Source organism: Mycobacterium sp. NGS24, assembly GCF_059813065.1.
Map to the genome: position 1 here is coordinate 25,144 of NZ_JCALDW010000016.1, position 20,402 is coordinate 45,545.

Consider the following 20,402-nt stretch of genomic DNA (forward strand, 5'->3'; position numbering starts at 1 on the left):
GCGCTCGGTCGCCGGTTGGGCTATCAATATGCCTTACAGTAGCTAGAATATCTAAAATAGCAAGAAATGACGTGCGTCACTCAGGGGGTGGACAATGGCGGCTGTGCTCAGCGGCGTTCGAGTCGTGGAGTTGGCATCGTGGACGTACGTGCCGTCGGCCGGCGTCGCATTGGCGGACTGGGGCGCGGACGTGATCAAAGTGGAGGGCGTCGCGTCCGGCGACCCCGGCCGCGCGCTGGTCGTCGGCGGCTTCACCCGCGAGGCAGCCGGCGCCGACGCCGACTTCATCCTGGAGTTGAGCAATCGCGGCAAGCGCAGCATCGCAATCGACCTCAAGTCCGACATGGGCAGAGATCTGTTCGGTCGCCTGCTGGCGACGGCCGATGTGTTCCTCACCAACTGGTTGCCCGGCGCCCTGGAGCGGGCCCGACTCACGGTCGCAGACATCCGCTCGTTCAATCCGAACATCATCATTGCCCGGGGCACCGGGCTGGGGGTGCGCGGTCCGGACCGCGACCGGGGCGGGTTCGACGCCGCCACCTATCTGGCGCGCGGCGGGGTGGCCTATACGCTCACTCCGTTCGGCACCGAGAATCCGGCAGTGCAGGGTCCGGCGTTCGGCGACCTGCAGGGCGGCGCGACGTTGGCCGGCGGGGTGTGTGCCGCGCTGTTCCACCGCGAACGCACAGGCGAGCCCAGTATCGTGGACTCCTCGCTGCTCGCGCAGGCGATGTGGGCCATCGCGCCGTCGATTTCGGTGGCCGACCTGTTCGACATCGACGGGATCCCCGGCGCACCACCGGGATTGGCGATCAATCCGCTGGTGGCGCGGTACAAGACCAAGGACGACAGGTGGATTCAGCTGGTCTTTCTGCAACCGGACAAGTTCTGGGCCGGCTTCTGCACGCGGATGGGATTGGCGGAACTGGCCCACGATCCGCGGTTCGTGCCGTCGAGCAACCTGATCGCCAACGCAGCCGAAGCCACCGAGATCTTCGCGAATGCGTTTGCCCGCCAGGATCTTGCGCACTGGCGGCGGGTGCTCGAAGACGAACCGGGAGTGTGGGGAGCGCTGGCCACCCCGCGTGAAACGCTCAACGATCCGCAGGTCGAACCCAATGGATATGTCATCACCAATGTCGACGACCGGGGCGAGCCTTACCGAACCGTCGCCGCACCAGTGCAATTCAACGAGACCCCGCCGAATCCCTCGCGGGCGCCCGAACACGGCCAGCACACCGAAGAGATCCTGCTGGAGCTGGAGCTGGACTGGGACGACATCGCCCGCGCGAAGGACGTCAAAGCAATTCTGTAAGCGTTGTCACATGCGGCCACCGAGTGGGTGTCGGACCGCGACGACCCGGATGATCGCAACAGACTCAGTATGACGATGTTCGTGTCAAGCATTTGGACCAATGCTCGCTGCAGCTTCATCTAATGTGTCGGCGTGGGTCAGACGAGACTGGACGCGGCCGGCCGCCTGCAGCGCTACGAGCAGGCGTTCGCCGGTCTGGACGCACCCTTCGCCTTCGTGGACCTCGACGCGATGTGGGACAACGCCGGACAGCTGCTGAGGCGGGCAGGCGACAAGCCGATTCGAGTCGCCTCGAAGTCATTGCGGTGCAGGCAGTTACAACGCGAGATCCTCGATTCACATGCCCGGTTCGACGGCCTGATGACGTTCACGCTGCGCGAAACGCTGTGGCTGGCCGGACACGGTTTCGAGAATCTGTTGCTGGCCTACCCGACCACCGACCGGGCAGCCTTGCGTGAGTACGGCGAACTCTCCGCCGAGAATCCGGCGGGCGCGCCGATCCTGATGGTCGATTGCGTCGAACATCTGGACCTGATCGAGAGCGTGACCGATCGTCCCGTGCGGTTGTGCCTGGACCTGGACGCCGGCTTCTGGCGCGCGGGCGGGCGGGTCAAGATCGGCCCCAAACGCTCACCGCTGCACACTCCCGAGCAAGCCCGCGCGCTGGCCGAGGAGATCGCCCGGCGTCCGAAGCTGCGGCTCGTCGCGCTGATGTCGTACGAAGGGCACATCGCCGGCCTCGGCGACCGCGCACCGGGCAAGCCGGTGCAGAACGCGATTGTCGGTTGGATACAGCGTCATTCCATCGCGGAGTTGCGGGATCGCCGCGCCCGCGCAGTTGATTTGGTGCGTGCGGTCGCCGACCTCGAGATCGTCAATGCCGGTGGTACCGGAGACCTGCAACTGGTCGCCCGGGAGCCGGCGATGACCGAAGCGACCGCCGGCTCGGGCTTTTACGCACCGGCACTGTTCGACTCCTATTCGGCGTTTACGTTGCAACCCGCGGCCATGTTCGCACTGCCGGTGTCGCGCCGGCCCGACGACACCACCGCGACCGCACTGGGTGGCGGTTACCTGGCCAGCGGGGTGGGCGCCAAGGACCGCATGCCCACTCCCTATCTGCCGACTGGCCTGAAGTTGAGTTCGACCGAAGGTACCGGCGAAGTGCAGACGCCACTGACCGGCGCCGCGGCGCGCCGGCTGAAGATCGGCGACCGAGTGTATTTCCGGCATGCCAAGGCCGGCGAACTGTGTGAGCGGTTCGATCATCTGCATCTGGTCCGCGGTGCGGCGATCGTCGACACCGTCCCGACCTATCGGGGTGAGGGATGCACATTTCTCTGAGCTCGGGGACGAGCGGGTCTCTGAGCTCGACCACGACAACACAACGTGCGCAGGAGCTTTGATGACGACGACGTGGACCAACTGGGCCGGCGACCAGGTGTGCGCGCCGGTGGCGATCAGGCGACCCACCTCCGAAGGTGAACTGGTCGACATCGTCACCCGCGCAGCGCGACAAAGTCAGCGGGTACGGGCCGTCGGCACCGGGCATTCGTTCACCGACTGCGCGTGCACCGACGGCGTGATGATCGACATGACGGGCCTGCAACGCGTTCTCGACGTCGACGCGGCCCGCGGGCTGGCCACCGTCGAGGGTGGCGCCCAACTGCATTCGCTGTTCGCGCAGTTGGCCGCGCGCGGATTCGGCATCGAAAACCAGGGCGACATCGACAAGCAGTCGATCACCGGCGCTACGGCTACCGCAACGCACGGCACCGGAGCCCGGTTCCAGAACGTATCGGCCCAGATCGTCTCGGCGCGACTGGTCACTGCCGGCGGGGAAGTGTTGCAGGTGTCCGAAGGAGACGACTATCTGGCCGCCCGCGTGTCGCTCGGAGCCCTGGGCGTCATCTCGCAGGTCACCTTCAAGGTGGTGCCGTTGTTTACCGTGCATCGCGAGGACGAGTTGCGGCCCCTGGCCACGACACTCGAGCACCTCGACGAGTACGTGGACGACAACGACCATTTCGAATTCTTCGTCTTTCCGCACGCCGACACAGCTCTGACACGCACCTCACGGCGCAGCTACCAACAGCCGAGACCAGAACCGTTGTGGAAGAAGAGGTTCGGGGAGGAGTTCGAGAACGTCGGATTGAATCTGGTCTGCCGCGCCGGACGTCGGTTTCCAGGCGCGGCGCCGCAACTGAACCGGCTGCTGACCGGCCTGATGTCGCCGGCAACAGTCCAGGATCACGGTTGGAAGGTCTACGCCAGCGCACGCAACGTCAAATTCACCGAAATGGAGTACGCCATACCGCGCATGCATGCACAGGAGGCGGTGGAGCGGGTGATCGACGTCGTGCGCCGGCGCCGGCTGCCGATCATGTTCCCGCTCGAGGTGCGTTTCAGCGCGCCCGACGATGCGTTCCTGTCGACTGCGCACGGCCGCGCCACCTGTTACATAGCGGTGCACCAGTTCACCGGCATGGAGTTCGAAAGCTATTTCCGCGCAGTCGAAGAGATCATGGACGAGTACGCGGGGCGACCGCACTGGGGCAAGCGGCACTATCAAACCGCTGCAGCGCTGCGCGGGCGTTATCCCGAATGGGATCGGTTCATCGCGGTTCGCGACCGCCTCGACCCCGACCGCGTATTCCTCAACGACTACACCCGCCGCGTGCTCGGCCCCTGAGTCCGGCGGCTTCGAGCGGATATCAACGCGCTCACGGGAGGGTCTCGATGTCGACGTGCGTCTGGCGCAATGAGCGACGGCCCGCAAATCATTGCACGGTATGCCAGTTGTGAATCGTGAAGGAACCAAGCTATGACGGCCAGCTGTGCCCCCACCCAGAGCTCGCACAGCCCGAGTTCGGGACGCATTCTCGACACCGCGCAAGGCATCCTGATCGGTTTGCGCCGGTGCCGTTCGGACAGCGCATTCGACGAATTGCACAGCGCCGCACAGCGTCACCGGGTTCCGGTGTTCGCGATGGCGTGGGCACTGGTGCATCTGGCCGGCGATGGCGAACGGACGCCCAGCTTCGTCGAAGCGCAGTCGGCCGCGCGGGACGAGTGGGGAGAGTTGTTCGCCGCCGACCATCTGCGGTCGCTGGCGGACGTTGCCGGGACGGGTTGAGCGCTCCGCGGCAACGGGGAAGTGCCGCGGCCCTCAACTGCTGTCTTCGTGGGCGAACCAGCACGTCCTTCTCGGGGCGTGGAACTGGCCGTGAATGAAGCGGTGCGACAATGCCGTTCGTGACCCGGGCGACACTAACCCTGCGGGGGCAGTGCCCCTGCAGACACGATCAGCGCTTCGATCGCCGTAGCGCGTTCGAAGCCTTCCACCTCTACCCGCCACTCGTAGATACCCGGATCCAACGGGATTCCGCCCGGGATGTTCAGGGTGAGCGGCATGCGGACCGCGGTGCCGTGAATGGCCCCGGGCAGCCGACCCGCTTCTGCGGCGGCCTCGAACAGGATCCGTTGCGGGCCTTGTGGACCCGGCACCACCACCGGTTGGCCGTCGGTATTCAGCAGCTGACAGGTCAGCCTGTGCTGTTTGTTGGTCTCGTCCCAGTCGATGTCCAGGAAGATGACTAAAGCGAAAGGCGGCGTGGGTGTTTGACACTGTCGCCAGCCCAGCCCGAGGGTGTGCACCTTCCCGGACTGGATGTCGGCCTGGGCCGCATCGGCGAGGAAAAGACTGACCTTCATGCGGTGGCCGACATTCCGTACGACCCTGCGGTTGCCACCGCGATCACTGCCTGATCCACGTCATGTTCCCAATCCGTCTCGCGACTGCCCTGCCATGGCGTCCGGGCGCGCCCCCTCGACCAGAGTCCGGGCCGATGATACGCCGCCGCTGCGGCACCCATCCGACCCGAAGGCACTACGGCCCGCTATTTGCCCGGCGGCAGCTGACGTGGACCCTCGGGCGCGCGCAGCTCGCGCGGCCCTTGCCGTTGGGCCAGTTCGTACTGGCTGTCCTCGCCGGCCCGGGCGCCGACCGACAGGCCCGCTAGGTCGGGCCGGGGTGGGTGCGTCAGGGACGCGTACTGCGGGTCCGCGCCGACCTGGCGGTAGTCCGCGGCCCGATGCTGCCCGGCCGCGCTGCCCCGCGAGGATTCGATCCGGTGGGACCCGGCCGGGTCCTCATGAGAACCTCCGGGGCCGGGATCCTGGTGCGCCGGGCGGTGGCTGCCGCCGTCGGAACTCTGCGAATCGACCGTGACCTTCCGGGTGCGCTTCAGCGAGAACGCGATCTCCTCGACTTCTTCGAACACCTGACGCGCGCTGCGTAACGGCTGGGTGGTGTTGTCGATGACCCGGGCGACGAACGGCGGCACCAGCGGGCGAATCCAACGGGCAGCAGCTCGGGTGGCGTCCGGAAGGGACGGAATCATCGGGGCTCCCCGTTCCTGTTCGGTCGGTTGCGGCTCTTCGTAGTGCTCGACGACGTGCTGGACGGGTTCGGGCACGGCCGGCAGCTGCTGCGGCGCGTCGACGTGGGCATCTGTTGGCGCAGCATCGCCGGCTGGCAGCTGCGCCACCGCCCGACTGGCCGCCTCCGCTTCGGCGGCGATCGGCAAGTACATGTCATCCTCCACTGGCTCGAAGGTACGTTCCGACGACGCGTGCACCGGGGCCTCGATCGCTTCGATGACTCGACGGCGTTGGTGCTCCCGGTCGATCTCGGCCTGGGCTTCGATGGCCAGCCGCGTCTGGGTGAGTTGGTGCTCGGCCCACATGATTTCGGCGGCACGGCGCACCTCGGCACGCTTGATCGCGATTGCGGTGTCCGCGTCCAGCTCGGCGCGTTCACGCTCCGCGCGCGCAGTCGTGTGGCGGTCGTGGGTTGTCTCGCCGCGCCACAGCCGCAGAATCAGCGGCAGCAGATACAGCAGGACGAAGAACGCGACCGCCAGTAACCGCAGCACCGGCGCACCGACGCCGGCCTCCGGTCCGAATGTCACCTCGTTCATGGCCACCCATCGCGCACTCAGCCCGCGGCCCGCGTCGGCCACCACACCGTGCCGCGCGGCCAAGACCGCCTGCTCATCGCGTGCCAGCCGAGCGTCGAGGTCGGGTGCTCGTCGATCCCGAGTTGCCGTCGCGGTGTCCAGCGCACGTTGTGCATCCGCGAGCAGTTCGTTGGCGGTCCGCGTCTCCGGTCCCTGGCCGGGGTCGCCGGTGATGCGGGTCTGCGGGCAACCCGGGCTGGGATGGTATTCGCAACGAGCCACCACCAGAGCCCGGTCCAGATCGCCGCGCGCCTGTTCCACCGGCGCGTCCAGCGCCGACCGTGCCGCCCGGCTCTGCTGCCAGGCCGCGGTCGCTTGCGCGACGGCCGGCGTCGAGTCCGCGGTGCGCAGGGCACGTTCGTCCAGCCGGCGGTCGATCGCTGCCGAGAAAATCACCAGCGCGGCCAATTCGCCGACCAGCACGCCGAGGGCCACGGCGACCGCCGCGCGACCGGCAACACCACTACGGCCGCGGGACGGGCCGCCGGCCACACCGCGGCTCACGGCGCCCACCAGCAGGCCGAAAGCGAGTGTGCCGGCGGCGATCGCCCACCAAGGGGCGGCCTGGATCGACGACCGCATGGCCAGGGCCGCAACCAGCCAGGCCAGGATCGCCCCCAGTGCCACCACCGCGCCCGCTACGGCGTGGGTTGATCGTTCGTGGCGTTCGGCGAGTTCTCGCCAGTGGCCGCCGCCGAGCCAGGTCAGCAGTCCTTCGATCCGGGTGACGGCGGGGCGCTGCTCAGATGATTCGTGCGCGCGCATGGGACTCAACACCTCCAATCACTCCAGGGTGGCAGGCCCGCAGTCGACACACCGAATCGAACAGCCCGCTTGTGGCGTTGTTCACAAATTCGCTAGAAGTGGCCCAGATCACACAAATTGGGCGACGCGACCGGATCAACGTCTGTCCGGGCAGCTGACATGAGACGGTAGGAATCTATGCAAAACCACGACTTCCTCAGTTACGAAGAGTTCGGCCGCAGATTCTTCGAGGTCGCGGTCACGCCCGACCGGGTGGCCGCCGCCTTCGCCGAAATTGCAGGCAGTGAGTTCGCCATGGACCCGATCGCCCAGGGCCCCGGCGGTATTGCCAAGGTCAGTGCGAACGTCAAGATCCAGGAGCCACGGGTCACCCGCAAGCTCGGCGACCTGATCACGTTCGTCATCCACATCCCGCTGACCATCGACCTGCTGCTGGACTTGCGCCTGGACAAGCAGCGTTTCGTGGTCACCGGCGATATCGCGCTGCGGGCCACGGCGCGCGCGGCCGAACCGCTGCTGCTCATCGTCGACGTGTCCAAACCGCGGCCCTCCGACATCACCGTCAACGTGTCATCGAATTCATTCCGCGGCGAAGTGCTGCGCATTCTGGCCGGTGTGGACGGCGAGATCCGGCGCTTCATCGCCCAGTACGTCAAAGAAGAGATCGACAAGCCGGAGTCCCAGGCCGCCCAGATCATCGATGTCGCCACCCAGGTGGCCACCGCCTGGACCGGTATCTGACCAATCCCGTTGTCCGGCAAGCCCGTTCATGCCGACGAAGACGCCGGTGTTTTCTCCCTGCCGCGCTCGGGTATGTAACCGCGGGACTGTTCACAGCGGGAGGAGCACAACCAGGTGGCCAAGGTAGATGTCTCGACGACTTCGGACGTGGACCCCGAGGCAGCCTGGAAGCTCGCTTCCGATCTGCAGCGCTTCGACGAGTGGATGACGATTTTCGCCGGCTGGCGCGGCAAGGTGCCCGACAACATCGAGAAGGGCACCTGTGTCTCGTCGTGTGTCAAGGTCAAGGGCTTCCGCAATGTCATCCACTGGGAAGTCACCGAGTATGACGAGCCGAAATCCATTGAACTGCAAGGCCGCGGCCGCGGCGGGATCCGCATCACCGTCGCGATGAAGGTGACCCCGCAGGATCCGGGTTCGACCTTCGACCTCACCGCCGACCTCAGCGGCGGCGTACTCAGCGGGCCGGTCGGCAAAGTCGTGGCGCGAGTGCTGCGCTCCGATGTGCGCAAGTCGGTGCAGAACCTCGCCGACCTGCGTTAACCCGCCCGCCGCGGAGCTTCGTCGAACCGCATCTCGCGTTCCGCGGCGCGTACCCGCCGCCGTTCCATACTGAGCCAGGACAACCCAGCGCTCAGGATCAGCATTCCGCTGCTGGCGGCGCCGATTCCGATACCGATCTTGCCCAGCGCGAACGCCGCCACCGACCCCACGAACGCCAGAACCGCGCCGGTCATCACCACCAGTCCGGGTGCGCGTTCCACGTTGTCTTCGAAGTCATCCAGCGCCCGCATCGAGTCGTGCGGTTGCCCGCCCACGGCGTAGCGTGCGGCGTCGTCCATGAGCATCTCCTCTGCAGCAACTTGCAGCGGTCGTCCCGATCGACCGAGTTGGAGCCCGTCGGGAATTTACCCGGAATGCCGCTGGCACAAACGGTTCGGCCTACCGTCGGGGCAGTAACCGGCGTACCGGGCGGGTCTCGATGGCGTTGATCGTCAGAGCTCGACTACTGATCCGCCAACCGGTGTCAGTGAGTTCGTATTCGTCGTCGTAGCGCAGATGCCATACGGCGTCGATCACCTCCTCAGCCCGCCGGCTCCAGTGGTGCGCCACGCACGCGATCCGGCCACGCGCGGCTCCGCTGCGTGGGCCCGGGTCGTAGACCTCACCGACGATGGCGTGCTCGGTGCGGGCCACGTGCGCAACGGCAGCCACCGCGTCCGCGATCGCGCTGTGGCCCCGATGCGAGCGGACCGGCCGCAGATTGCCCGGCGGGTCCGGCACCGTCAGTTCGGCATTCTCGGTGAAAAGCATTGTCACAGAATCGAATTCACGATCGTCGACATAGGCTGCATAGCGGTGCACCAGGTCGCTGAGGGCCGCGCGGTCGGTGGACACAGCACTCACGGCCCGATCTCGGCGCGCACCGCATCGAGCAGTGCCGCGGCGCGTTCGTCGGTGAAGACGTCCTCCAACAGCATCGGCCGGCCGTCCGGGCCGGTCAACGGAATCCGCCAGTTCGGGTACTCGTCGGTGGTGCCCGGCTGGTTCTGCGTACGCCGGTCACCGACCGCGTCGGTCAGGGCCACCCCGAGCAGCCGTGACGGAGTGCGGCACAGGTAGCGGTACAGGGCCAGGATCAACTGCTCGGGCCGATCCTCAGCGTCGGCGAGGACACCGACGCGGCGCAGTTCGGCCAGCCAGGCCGCCCGCTCCGTCGCCGCGTGCTCCAACTCGGCCGCCACCGGCCGGGTCAGCAATCCCAGGTCCTCCCGCAGCCGCACGTGGTCACCGGCCAGGTAACCGGCGGTCGGCGGCAGGTCATGGGTGGTGACCGCGGACAGACAGTATTCCCGCCAGCGTTCGGCGGGCAGCGGGCCGCCGGAAGCATTTCCCTGCTCGAAGTCCTGCTCGAACCACAGGATCGAGGTGCCCAGCAGGCCGCGCAGTAATAAGTAGTCGCGCACCCAGGGCTCGACGGTGCCCAGATCCTCGCCGACCACGACCGCGCCGGCCCGGACAGCTTCCAGCGCGACGATGCCGATCATCGCCTCGTGGTCGTATCGCACGTAGGTCCCGCCGGTGGGCAGCGCACCGTCGGGGATCCACCACAACCGGAACAGCCCGATGATGTGGTCGATCCGGACGCCACCGGCGTGCCGCAACACCGCCCGGATCAGCGCACGGAACGGCCGGTACTCAGCCTGCTCGAGCCGGTCGGGGCGCCACGGCGGCTGCGACCAGTCCTGGCCGAGTTGATTGAACTCATCCGGCGGCGCGCCCGCGGTGACGCCCAGCGCCAGCACATCCTGCAGAGCCCAGGCGTCGGCACCGGTGGGGTGCACGCCGACCGCCAGGTCGTGCATGACGCCCAGCGCCATCCCCGCACGCACGGCCTGCGACTGGGCGGCCGCGAGTTGCTCGTCCAATTGCCACTGCAGCCACCGGTGGAAGTCGACCGCTCGCTGGTTCTTCCTGACGAACTTGGCAACACCGCCGGCGTCGGGATGCTGCAGCGACTTCGGCCACCGACGCCAGTCCCCGCCGTGCACCTCCGCCAGCGCACACCAGGTCGCGAAGTCGTCCAGGGCCTGGCCTTCCCGGGCGCGAAACGCCGCGTAGGACAACTCGCGGCCCGCCGACCTCGGCACCGCATGCAGCAGTCGCAGCACCTCACACTTGGCGGCCCACGCCGTGTCGCGGTCGATGCGGTCGAGCTGATCGGCGCGCTGCAGCACGCGGTCGCGCAATTGGCGCACCCGGCGGCGCTTGGGCAGGTCGACGAACTCCGGGACGGCTTCGACGCGCAGATAGAGCGGGTTGACGAAGCGCCGCGACGTGGGCAGGTAGGGGGAGGGCTCCATGGGTTCGGCGGCGGATCGTGGCGGCGCCGCCGCGTGCATGGGGTTGACCAGCACGTAGTCGGCGCCGTGCACGGTAGCCGACCAGAGCGCCAGGTCGGCCAGGTCGGTGAGGTCGCCCACACCCCACGACCGTCCGGACCGCACGCTGTACAGCTGAACGGCCAGCCCCCAGGCCCGCCGGCCGCCGAGGGCGTCGGGCAGCCCCACCCAGTCCGGTGTCACGATCAGGGCGGTGTCGGCCGATTCGTCGCCGGAACGCAGCTGCAACCGGTGGTAGCCCAGCGGAATGTCGCCCGGCAGCAGGAAACTGGCCTCACCGACCCAGCGGCCGTCCAGCTCGAACGGCGGCGTGAAGTTGTCGATCTGCACGATGCCGCTGTCCGCACCGGTGCGTCGGGTGCCGTCCTCGAGCTTCAACCACACGTCGGCGGGCGCGCCATGGGTCACATGCGCCCAGAATCGCGTCTGCGCCCCGGCGCGGGACACCACCGTCGGCGGCAGCGGCCGTTGCCAGTACGCCCGACGTTCGGAGATCAGGGACTGGTTGCGCTGCTGCTCGGTCCCGGCCGCGACGCCGAGCGCGGCAAGAACGGACACCACTGTGGTCTCGGAGACCAGCACCTGCCGGCCGGTCCAATCCTGATAACTCGTGGCGATGCCGTACCGCCGGGCGAGTTCGACGAGAGACGGCGCAAGCTCGGTCATGCCGGCAATCTTGCTACCCGCAGCTCGGACCGGGGAATCCGGCGGTGTGTGACTTAGCGCGCCGACTGGGCCATTCGCGGCTACCATGCCCAGAGAAGACACGATGAAACCGTGGGGGATCCAGCGCGGCCGCCGACGGCTCCTGCCGCCTGGCGAGGTCTCTACGGGTGCCCTACGGTTATCGATGTACTTGACCGCAAGGGCTCATATCCAGGGATTTTGACAACCGGAAGGTGATCGAACGTGGCTGAACATAGCCGCGGACAGCGGGGATCGGGATACGGTCTCGGATTGTCGACGCGGACCCAGGTAACGGGCTACCAATTCCTGGCGCGCCGCACCGCCATGGCGTTGACCCGGTGGCGGGTGCGCATGGAGATCGAGCCCGGTCGGCGTCAGACCCTGGCCGTCGTCGCGTCGGTCTCGGCGGCACTGGTCATCTGCCTGGGCGCCCTGCTGTACTCCTTCATCAGCCCGGCGGGCCAGATCAACGATGCCCCGATCATCGCCGACCGGGACTCCGGGGCGCTGTACGTCAAAGTGGGGGACCGGCTCTACCCGGCGCTGAACCTGGCGTCGGCACGACTGATCACCGGGCGCCCGGACAACCCGCACCTGGTCCGCAGCAGCCAGATCGCCAGCATGCCGCACGGACCGCTGGTCGGTATTCCCGGCGCTCCCACCGAGTTCGCGCCGAAGAACCCTCCCGCGTCGTCGTGGTTGGTGTGCGACACCGTGGGCGGCACGTCGGGTGGGATGGCTTCGCCGGGCGGGGTGACCGTGACGGTGATCGACGGAACGCCGGACATGAGCGGCCACCGTCGCATTCTCAGCGGATCGGACGCGGTGGTGCTCAGCTATGGCGGCAGTACCTGGGTGATCCGGGAAGGCCGCCGGTCCAAGATCGACGCCACCGACCGGTCGGTGCTGCTGCCACTCGGACTGACCCCGGAACAGGTGACGCAGGCGCGGCCGATGAGCCACGCGCTCTACGACGCGCTGCCGGTCGGACCGGAACTGCTGGTCCCCGAGGTGCCCAACGCGGGCGCCCAGCCGACCTTCCCCGGTGCGCCCGGTCCGGTCGGAACGATCCTCGTCACCCCGCAAATCAGTGGGCCACAACAGTATTCGCTGGTGCTGACCGACGGGGTGCAAACCCTGCCGCCGCTGGTGGCCCAGATCCTGCAGAACGCCGAGCGGCCGGGCAACACCAAGCCGGTGACGGTCGAACCGTCCGCGCTGGCCAAGATGCCGGTGGTGAACCGGTTGGACCTGTCCTCCTACCCGAACGATCCGCTGAACGTGCAGGACATCCGGGAGAACCCGTCCACCTGCTGGTGGTGGGAACGGACCACCGGTGAGAACCGTGCGCGGGTCCAGGTGGTCTCGGGGCCGACGCTGCCGATCAAGCCCAGCGAGATGAACCGGGTGGTCAACCTGGTGAAGGCGGACATGACCGGACGCGTGGCCGACCAGGTCTATTTCGGACCCAACTACGCGAACTTCGTTGCGGTCACCGGCAACAATCCCGGCGCCCAGACCACCGAGTCGTTGTGGTGGCTGACCAACGCGGGTGCGCGCTTCGGGGTGGACGACACCAAGGAAGCGCGCGAAGCGCTGGGTCTGACCCTGCAGCCGAGCCTGGCGCCGTGGGTGGCGCTGCGGCTGATGCCGCAAGGCCCGACATTGTCGCGCGCGGATGCTCTGGTGGAGCACGACACGCTACCGATGGACATGACCCCTGCAGAGTTGGTGGTACCGAAGTGAAACGTGGTTTTGCCCGACCGACACCGGAGAGACCGCCGGTCATCAAGCCGGAGAACATTGTTCTGCCGACCCCGCTGAGCATTCCGCCGCCCGAGGGCAAGCCCTGGTGGCTGATCGTGGTCGGCGTGGTGGTGATCGGTCTGCTCGGCGGCATGGTCGCCATGACTTTCGCCAGCGGCTCACACGTGTTCGGCGGTGTCGGCTCGATCTTCCCGATCTTCATGGTCGGCGGAATGATGATGATGATGTTCGGCGGCCGGTTCGGCGGCCAGCAGCAGATGAGCCGGCCGAAACTGGACGCGATGCGCGCCCAGTTCATGCTGATGCTGGACATGCTGCGGGAGACCGCGCAGGAGTCGGCGGACAGCATGGACGCCAACTACCGCTGGTTCCACCCGGCACCCAACACGTTGTCCGCCGCGGTGGGGACGTCGCGCATGTGGGAGCGCAAGCCGGACGGTAAAGACCTCAACTTCGGGGTGGTCCGCGTCGGCGTCGGTATGACGCGACCCGAGGTCACCTGGGGTGAGCCGCAGAACATGCCCACCGACATCGAGCTGGAGCCGGTGACCGGTAAGGCGCTGCAGGAGTTCGGGCGCTACCAGAGCGTGGTCTACAACCTGCCGAAGATGATCTCGGTGCTGGTGGAACCCTGGTATGCGTTGGTCGGGGACCGCGAGCAGGTGCTCGGGCTGATGCGCTCGATCATCTGTCAACTGACCTTCTCGCACGGCCCCGACCACATGCAGTTCATCGTGGTCAGCTCGGACCTCGAGGAGTGGGACTGGGTCAAGTGGCTGCCGCACTTCGGCGACTCCCGGCGCCACGACGCCGCCGGCAACGCCCGGATGGTGTACAGCTCGGTGCGCGAGTTCGCCGCCGAGCAGGCCGAATTGTTCGCCGGGCGTGGGTCTTTCACACCTCGGCACGCCAGTTCCTCGGCGCAGACGCCGACCCCGCACCACGTGATCATCGCCGACGTCGACGACCCGCAGTGGGAGTACGTGATCAGCGCCGAGGGTGTCGACGGCGTGACGTTCTTCGACCTGACCGGCTCGTCGATGTGGACCGGGGTTCCTGAGCGCAAGCTGCAGTTCGACGAAATCGGCGTGATCGAGGCGCTGCCCCGCGACCGTGACACCTGGATGGTGATCGACGACAAGCCGTGGTTCTTCGCGCTGACCGACCAGATCAGCACCGCCGAAGCCGAAGAGTTCAGTCAGAAGCTGGCCCAGTGGCGACTCGCCGAGGCCTACGAGGAGATCGGCCAGCGGGTCGCCCACATCGGCGCCCGGGACATCTTGTCCTACTACGGCATCAACGATCCTTCCGCGATCGACTTCGAGGATCTGTGGGGCAGCCGCACGGACACGATGGGCCGCTCCAGGTTGCGGGCGCCGTTCGGCAACCGCTCCGACAACGGCGAGCTGCTGTTCCTGGACATGAAGTCGCTGGACGAAGGCGGTGACGGCCCGCACGGCGTCATGTCGGGTACGACGGGTTCGGGTAAGTCGACGCTGGTGCGCACGGTGATCGAGTCGCTGATGCTCGGTCACCCGCCGGAGGAACTGCAGTTCGTGCTGGCCGACCTCAAGGGTGGATCGGCCGTGAAGCCGTTCGCCGGGGTGCCGCACGTGTCGCGCATCATCACCGACCTGGAAGAAGACCAGGCGCTGATGGAGCGCTTCCTGGACGCGCTGTGGGGCGAGATCGCGCGTCGAAAGGCGATCTGTGACAGCGCCGGAGTGGACGACGCCAAGGAATACAACTCCGTGCGGACCAGGATGCGGGCACGCGGCCAGGACATGGCGCCGCTGCCGATGCTGGTGGTCGTCATCGACGAGTTCTACGAGTGGTTCCGGATCATGCCGACCGCCGTCGACGTGCTCGACTCGATCGGCCGGCAGGGCCGCGCCTACTGGATCCACCTGATGATGGCGTCCCAGACGATCGAGAGCCGCGCCGAGAAGCTGATGGAGAACATGGGCTACCGGCTGGTGCTGAAAGCCCGTACCGCCGGCGCCGCGCAGGCGGCAGGTGTGCCCAACGCGGTGAACCTGCCGGCGCAGGCCGGGCTGGGCTACTTCCGTAAGAGCCTGGAAGACATCATCCGGTTCCAGGCCGAGTTCCTGTGGCGCGACTACTTCCGCATCTCCAGCGTCGACGGCGAGGAAGCTCCGGTGCTGGTGCACAGCATCGACTACGTGCGCCCGCAACTGTTCACCAACTCGTTCACGCCGATGGAAGTCAGCGTCGGCGGTCCGACCGTCGAGCCTGACCTGCCCGCCCTGACCAACGGTGAGGTCGTCGAGGAGGAGGAAGAGGCGATCCGTACGCCGAAGGTCGGCACGGTGATCATCGATCAGCTGCGCAAGATCAAGTTCGAGCCGTACCGGTTGTGGCAGCCGCCGCTGACCCAGCCGATCGCCATCGACGAACTGGTGAACCGCTTCCTCGGGCACCCGTGGAACAAGGACTACGGCTCGGCCAGGAATTTGGTGTTCCCGATCGGGATCATCGACCGGCCGTTCAAGCACGACCAGCCGCCGTGGACGGTCGACACCTCCGGGCCGGGCTCCAACGTCCTGATCCTGGGCGCCGGCGGTTCCGGCAAGACCACCGCGTTGCAGACGTTGATCTGCTCGGCGGCGCTGACCCACACACCCGAGCAGGTGCAGTTCTACTGCCTGGCCTACAGCAGCACCGCGTTGACCACGGTGGCCCAGCTGCCGCACGTGGGCGAGGTCGCCGGTCCTACCGATCCCTACGGTGTCCGCCGTACGGTCGCTGAGCTGTTGGCGTTGGTGCGCGAACGCAAGCGCAGCTTCCTGGAGTACGGCATCGCGTCGATGGAGATGTTCCGGCGCCGCAAGTTCGGCGGGGAAGCCGGTCCGGTGCCCAACGACGGGTTCGGTGACGTCTACCTGGTCATCGACAACTACCGTGCCCTGGCCGAGGAAAACGAGGTGTTGATCGACCAGGTCAACGTGATCATCAACCAGGGTCCCTCGTTCGGTGTGCACGTGATCGTCACCGCCGACCGCGAATCGGAGCTGCGGCCCCCGGTGCGCAGTGGTTTCGGCTCGCGTGTCGAACTGCGGTTGGCCGCCGTCGAGGACGCCAAGCTGGTGCGTTCCCGGTTCGCCAAGGACGTCCCGGTCAAGCCGGGGCGCGGCATGGTTGCGGTCAACTACGTGCGACTCGACAGCGACCCGCAGGCCGGCCTGCACACCCTGGTGGCCCGCCCGTCGTTGTCCAGCACCGCCGACAATGTGTTCGAGAGCGACAGTGTGGTCGCCGCGGTCAGCCGGCTCACCACGGCGGTGGCACCCCCGGTACGGCGACTGCCGGCGCGGTTCGGTGTGGAACAGGTCCGCGAGCTTGCGGCGCGGGACACCCGTCAGGGCGTCGGTGCCGGCGGAATCGCCTGGGCCATTTCCGAATTGGACCTGCAGCCGGTCTACCTCAACTTCGCCGAGAACTCGCACCTCATGGTGACCGGTCGACGCGAATGTGGGCGGACCACGACGCTGGCCACCATCATGTCCGAAATCGGCCGGTTGTACGCGCCCGGTGCCACCAGCGCACCGCCCCCGCCGCCCGGACGCAAATCCGCGCAGGTGTGGTTGATCGACCCGCGCCGGCAACTGCTGACCACGCTGGGCTCGGACTACGTGGAGAAATTCGCCTACAACCTCGACGGCGTGGTCGCGATGATGGGTGAGCTGTCGGCGGCATTGGCGGGGCGGGAACCACCGCCGGGTCTGTCCGCCGAGGAGCTGCTGTCGCGGTCATGGTGGAGCGGTCCGGAGATTTTCCTGATCGTCGACGACATCCAGCAGCTGCCCCCCGGCTTCGACTCGCCGCTGCACAAGGTGGTGCCGTTCGTGAACCGGGCCGCCGACGTCGGTCTGCACGTGATCGTCACCCGCACCTTCGGCGGTTGGTCGTCGGCAGGCAGCGACCCGATGCTCCGAGGTCTGCATCAGGCCAATGCGCCGCTGCTGGTGATGGACGCCGACCCGGACGAAGGCTTCATCCGGGGCAAGATGAAGGGTGGTCCGTTGCCCCGCGGTCGAGGCCTGCTGATGGCCGAGGACACCGGCACCTTCGTGCAGGTCGCAGCCACCGAGGTGCGCAAGTAACACGGGCCCTGCCGCTGCGGTGGCGCCGGTTGACGGCCGGCGCCACGCAGCGGCATTGTCCTTTCTGGCCCTGTCATCTGTTGAATGCGAAGAGCGACGAGCGCGCTGCACACAGCTCGTCGAGCACCGGGATGGTCACGGCTACTGCGAAACTGTGCAGCGAACGGCGAACTGCCGCAGAGGTCTTCGCGAAAAGGTCACGCCACGTTGGGGACAACGTGGCGTGACGTCGACAACCAGGTTAACTAGCCGGCTGCCGGTGGTCTGGTCATGAATTTGAGTCGGTGTCCGTAGGCGGGGGTCTTACGGCCGTTGCCGGCGTTGACGAACTGGCCGACGGGGCCGGTCCCGGGCACGTTGCCGGCACTGCCTTCGGCCGCAGCGGGAATCGCGGTGGCCTTGCTGATCGCTGTCGCGCCGGCGGTGCTCGGTGCGGTTGCCGTGGTCCAGCCGGCCGGGGCCGACAACTTGCCGATCGGGACCGCTTTACCCAGACTCGCGGCCACGCCGCCGACGCCGCTGCGCGCGGCCGCTCCGGCGGCCTGGGTAGCTTTTGCGGCTTCCTTGGCGGCGTCGGCAGACAGCGTATTCGCAACAGTGGCGACCTTCGCGAAGCCCGCTGCGTCGTCTCCGAACCACAGCGTGCTCTGGTTCAACAATGCCCACGAATTGATGTAGGGCGACAGGTATTTCGTGTAGAGCGGGACGATGTCGTCGAGGGGAGTGTTGGCGGCGATCCAGCTGTCGATCGCGGCGCCCTGGCCGTTGAGTGGGGACGACAGTGTCTGCAGCACATCGCCGAGACGCGGCGCTATGTGCGATCCCAGGTTGTTGAGTTGGCTTTCCACCGCCTGGCCCGCGCTCTTGAGGGCCGCAACGGCCTGGTCGGCCAGTCCGGTGGGATCGGTGACCTCGGCGGGCTGGGGCAACTCGGTCAACTCGGTGGCGGCCGCGGAACTCCCCGCATAGCTGTACATCGCCCCGGCGTCCTGGGCCCAGAACTCCGCGTACGCCGCCTCGGTGGCCATGATGGCCGGAGTATTGATCCCCAGGAAGTTGGTGGCCACCAACGCCCCCAGCAACGCCCGGTTGGCCGCTATGACCGGCGGCGGGATCGTGGCGGTGAACGCCGCTTCGTAGGCCGCCGCAGCGGTGAATGCCTGACCGGCGGCCTGCTCGGCTTCCGCCGCGCCGCTGTCCAGCCAGGCGATGAACGGTGTCACCGCCGCGACCAGCGATTCCGCGGCCGGCCCGACCCACGGCCCACCGGTCAGTTCCACGATCACCGACCGGTGGCCGTGCGCGACGGAGGCCATCTCAGCTGCCAGGACGCTCCACGCTGCCGCGGCGGCCAGCATGGGCCCCGAACCGGCCCCGGTATACATCCGCCCGGAATTGATCTCGGGCGGCAACAAGCCGAAGTCGAACATCGGTGTCTGTTCCCCCTGATGCCCGATGACCGCTAGCCGGCGGCCGGGGGCTTGGCCATCACCGAGGGCTTGAACCCATATGTCGGCTGATTGCGCCCGTAGCCACCGTTGACGAACTGCCCGAACGGCGGAGCCATCGGGAAGCTGTTGGCGCCCTGAGCACCCGCCGGAACTGCCGAGGCCACCCCCGGATTCAGCGTGGCATGCCACGGCGTCCAACTCGCCGGCGCCGACAACCCGCCCAGCGGCACCGCCTTGCCCAGGCCCGCAGCCACCCCGCCCAGCTTGCCCGCAGCACCGGCCGCAGCCTGTCCAGCACCTGCCGCAGCCTGCCCCGCGCCGGTCGCAGCCTCGGCAGCCTTGCTAGCCGCGGAGGCGGCGTCCTTGCTGAGGGTGTTGCCGAAACTGAGGAGGCCCGAAAGACCACTGCTGTTCTGGCCGACGGATTGGACCACCTGAATCGAAGCCGCTACCGAGTTGATGTACGGCGACAGGTACTTCTGGTACAGCGGCACAATGTCATCCAGCGGCGTGTTGGCCATCAGCCAGGCATCGATGGCCGGGCCGTTGCCGTTGAGCGGCGACGACAACGTCTTGAGCACATCGCCGACCCGGGGATTCACGTAAGCACCCACATTGTTGAGCTGGGTCTGGATGGCCGAACCCTGGGCCTTGACCGCGGCGATCGCCTGATCGACGGGCCCGGTCAGCGGATCAGTCACCTCTGCCGGCGCCACCGGTTCGGCGAGCTGGGTAGCCGCCGCGGTGCTGCCGGCATAGGTGTACATCGCCCCGGCGTCCTGGGCCCAGAACTCGCCGTACTGGGCCTCCAACTGCGCAATAGCGGCGCTGTTCTGCCCGAAAATGTTCGTCGCGGTCAACGCCTGCACCAACGCCCGGTTCGCCGCGATCATGGGTGGCGGCACCGACGCCGTCAATGCCGTCTCGTAGGCGTTAGCCGCCGCACCGGCCTGACCTGCCGTCTGTCCCGCCTGCTCGGCACTGTTGGTCAACCACATGATGAACGGCGAAACCGCCGCCGCCACCTGTGCTGAGGCTGGACCGGTCCACGGACCACTGGTCAACGTCTCGATCACCGATCGATGACCCGTCGCCGCCGCCGCCAAGTCCGCCGCCAAACCCTGCCACGCCGTCGCCGCGGCAATCAGCGAAGCCGGACCCGGACCTGCAAAAATTCGCGCCGAATTGATCTCCGGCGGCAACAATCCATAATCCACCACGATGCCCCTGCTCCTGGTCTCTGATACCCGTCTACAGCCCCGCTGCGACGTTGGCCGCCTCGGTGTCCGCGTACGACACCCCATTGGTGGCCAGCGTCGCCGCCAACTGCGCCTGAATCCGCGATGCCTGTGCACTCAACTCCGCAAACCGCTGACCGTGCGTGGCGAACTGCGCTGCCGTCAGCACCGACACCTCGTCGATTGCAGCGGGCAACACCGTCGTGATGGGCCCGGCAGCCGCCGCAGTCCCGGCATTGAACGCCGCTCCCAGCGACTGCAAATTGCTGGCTGCAGCGACCAGGTGCTCGGGATAGGTACGAACAAAAGACATCAGATTCCTCCGGCGTGGCTTGATTTTCGGATTGAGCGCAACACCCCGATGTGCTGCGACTGCCTCGGTCGGCGTCC

At 67.3% G+C, this 20,402-nt stretch carries 16 protein-coding genes; 8 read left to right on the plus strand and 8 right to left on the minus strand.

All coding sequences use genetic code 11. The features are described from left to right. Positions 1-94: 94 nt before the first annotated feature. The 4 genes from AC5Y6Y_RS19060 (at position 95) to AC5Y6Y_RS19075 (ending at position 4,451) form a co-directional block, all read left to right on the plus strand. Positions 95-1,315 carry a CaiB/BaiF CoA transferase family protein gene (locus AC5Y6Y_RS19060; RefSeq protein ID WP_499918885.1) on the plus strand — a complete coding sequence of 407 codons (1,221 nt, stop codon included), beginning with the start codon at positions 95-97 and terminating at the stop codon, positions 1,313-1,315. A 132-nt stretch (positions 1,316-1,447) separates the two neighbouring features. Beyond that, positions 1,448-2,659 carry an amino acid deaminase/aldolase gene (locus tag AC5Y6Y_RS19065; RefSeq protein ID WP_499918887.1) on the plus strand — a complete coding sequence of 404 codons (1,212 nt, stop codon included), beginning with the start codon at positions 1,448-1,450 and terminating at the stop codon, positions 2,657-2,659. A gap of 61 nt (positions 2,660-2,720) precedes the next feature. Beyond that, on the plus strand, positions 2,721-4,007 hold the full coding sequence (locus AC5Y6Y_RS19070) for a D-arabinono-1,4-lactone oxidase (RefSeq protein ID WP_499918889.1): 1,287 nt from the start codon (positions 2,721-2,723) through the stop codon (positions 4,005-4,007). Between the two features lie 132 nt (positions 4,008-4,139). After that, the gene (locus AC5Y6Y_RS19075) at positions 4,140-4,451 is read left to right on the plus strand and encodes an ANTAR domain-containing protein (RefSeq protein WP_463825388.1); all 312 of its coding nucleotides are present in this window, start codon (positions 4,140-4,142) and stop codon (positions 4,449-4,451) included. A gap of 134 nt (positions 4,452-4,585) precedes the next feature. Here the strand turns inward: AC5Y6Y_RS19075 and AC5Y6Y_RS19080 are convergent, their stop codons facing one another. Beyond that, positions 4,586-5,029 (minus strand): DUF6941 family protein, encoded by a 444-nt coding sequence (locus tag AC5Y6Y_RS19080; protein WP_463825389.1) that lies wholly within the window; start codon positions 5,027-5,029, stop codon positions 4,586-4,588. Positions 5,030-5,214: 185 nt separating this feature from the next. Beyond that, a complete protein-coding gene (locus AC5Y6Y_RS19085; protein ID WP_463825390.1) occupies positions 5,215-7,101 on the minus strand; it encodes a DUF4407 domain-containing protein in 1,887 nt (628 codons plus the stop codon). Between the two features lie 177 nt (positions 7,102-7,278). Between AC5Y6Y_RS19085 and AC5Y6Y_RS19090 the strand changes: the two genes are divergently transcribed. Together AC5Y6Y_RS19090 and AC5Y6Y_RS19095 are read left to right on the plus strand one after the other, a co-directional pair. Next, the gene (locus AC5Y6Y_RS19090; RefSeq protein ID WP_463825391.1) at positions 7,279-7,842 is read left to right on the plus strand and encodes a hypothetical protein; all 564 of its coding nucleotides are present in this window, start codon (positions 7,279-7,281) and stop codon (positions 7,840-7,842) included. A 114-nt stretch (positions 7,843-7,956) separates the two neighbouring features. Continuing rightward, on the plus strand, positions 7,957-8,385 hold the full coding sequence (locus AC5Y6Y_RS19095) for a type II toxin-antitoxin system Rv0910 family toxin (RefSeq protein ID WP_463825392.1): 429 nt from the start codon (positions 7,957-7,959) through the stop codon (positions 8,383-8,385). Here AC5Y6Y_RS19095 and AC5Y6Y_RS19100 read toward each other — a convergent pair. The 3 genes from AC5Y6Y_RS19100 to malQ all read right to left on the minus strand — a co-directional run bounded on the left by AC5Y6Y_RS19100 (position 8,382) and on the right by malQ (position 11,411). After that, complete coding sequence (locus AC5Y6Y_RS19100; protein ID WP_463825393.1) at positions 8,382-8,684, minus strand: hypothetical protein; 303 nt, start codon at positions 8,682-8,684, stop codon at positions 8,382-8,384. The two genes, AC5Y6Y_RS19095 and AC5Y6Y_RS19100, sit on opposite strands and share 4 nt — an antisense overlap. A 100-nt stretch (positions 8,685-8,784) precedes the next feature. After that, positions 8,785-9,249, minus strand: coding sequence for a nuclear transport factor 2 family protein (locus tag AC5Y6Y_RS19105; RefSeq protein WP_463825394.1), 465 nt, complete (start codon positions 9,247-9,249; stop codon positions 8,785-8,787). Then, positions 9,246-11,411, minus strand: coding sequence for a 4-alpha-glucanotransferase (malQ, locus tag AC5Y6Y_RS19110; protein ID WP_499918896.1), 2,166 nt, complete (start codon positions 11,409-11,411; stop codon positions 9,246-9,248). The genes AC5Y6Y_RS19105 and malQ overlap by 4 nt, the downstream gene beginning before the upstream one ends. A gap of 243 nt (positions 11,412-11,654) precedes the next feature. On the opposite strand from malQ, the gene eccB reads away from it, so the two are divergent. Further along, complete coding sequence (gene eccB / locus AC5Y6Y_RS19115; RefSeq protein ID WP_463825396.1) at positions 11,655-13,178, plus strand: type VII secretion protein EccB; 1,524 nt, start codon at positions 11,655-11,657, stop codon at positions 13,176-13,178. Then, the gene (gene eccCa / locus AC5Y6Y_RS19120; RefSeq protein WP_463825397.1) at positions 13,175-17,323 is read left to right on the plus strand and encodes a type VII secretion protein EccCa; all 4,149 of its coding nucleotides are present in this window, start codon (positions 13,175-13,177) and stop codon (positions 17,321-17,323) included. The genes eccB and eccCa overlap by 4 nt, the downstream gene beginning before the upstream one ends. A gap of 245 nt (positions 17,324-17,568) precedes the next feature. On the opposite strand, the gene AC5Y6Y_RS19125 is transcribed toward eccCa, so the two are convergent. From AC5Y6Y_RS19125 to AC5Y6Y_RS19135, 3 genes are read right to left on the minus strand one after another with little or no spacing between them, the layout of a single operon-like run. Next, entirely contained in the window at positions 17,569-18,753 is a 1,185-nt protein-coding gene (locus tag AC5Y6Y_RS19125) for a PPE family protein (protein WP_463825398.1), read from the minus strand. A 32-nt stretch (positions 18,754-18,785) separates the two neighbouring features. Further along, positions 18,786-19,994, minus strand: a complete 1,209-nt coding sequence (locus tag AC5Y6Y_RS19130) for a PPE family protein (RefSeq protein ID WP_499930149.1) — start codon at positions 19,992-19,994, stop codon at positions 18,786-18,788. 31 nt (positions 19,995-20,025) lie between these two features. Beyond that, complete coding sequence (locus AC5Y6Y_RS19135) at positions 20,026-20,325, minus strand: PE family protein (RefSeq protein ID WP_463825400.1); 300 nt, start codon at positions 20,323-20,325, stop codon at positions 20,026-20,028. Between the last annotated feature and the right edge of the window lie 77 nt (positions 20,326-20,402).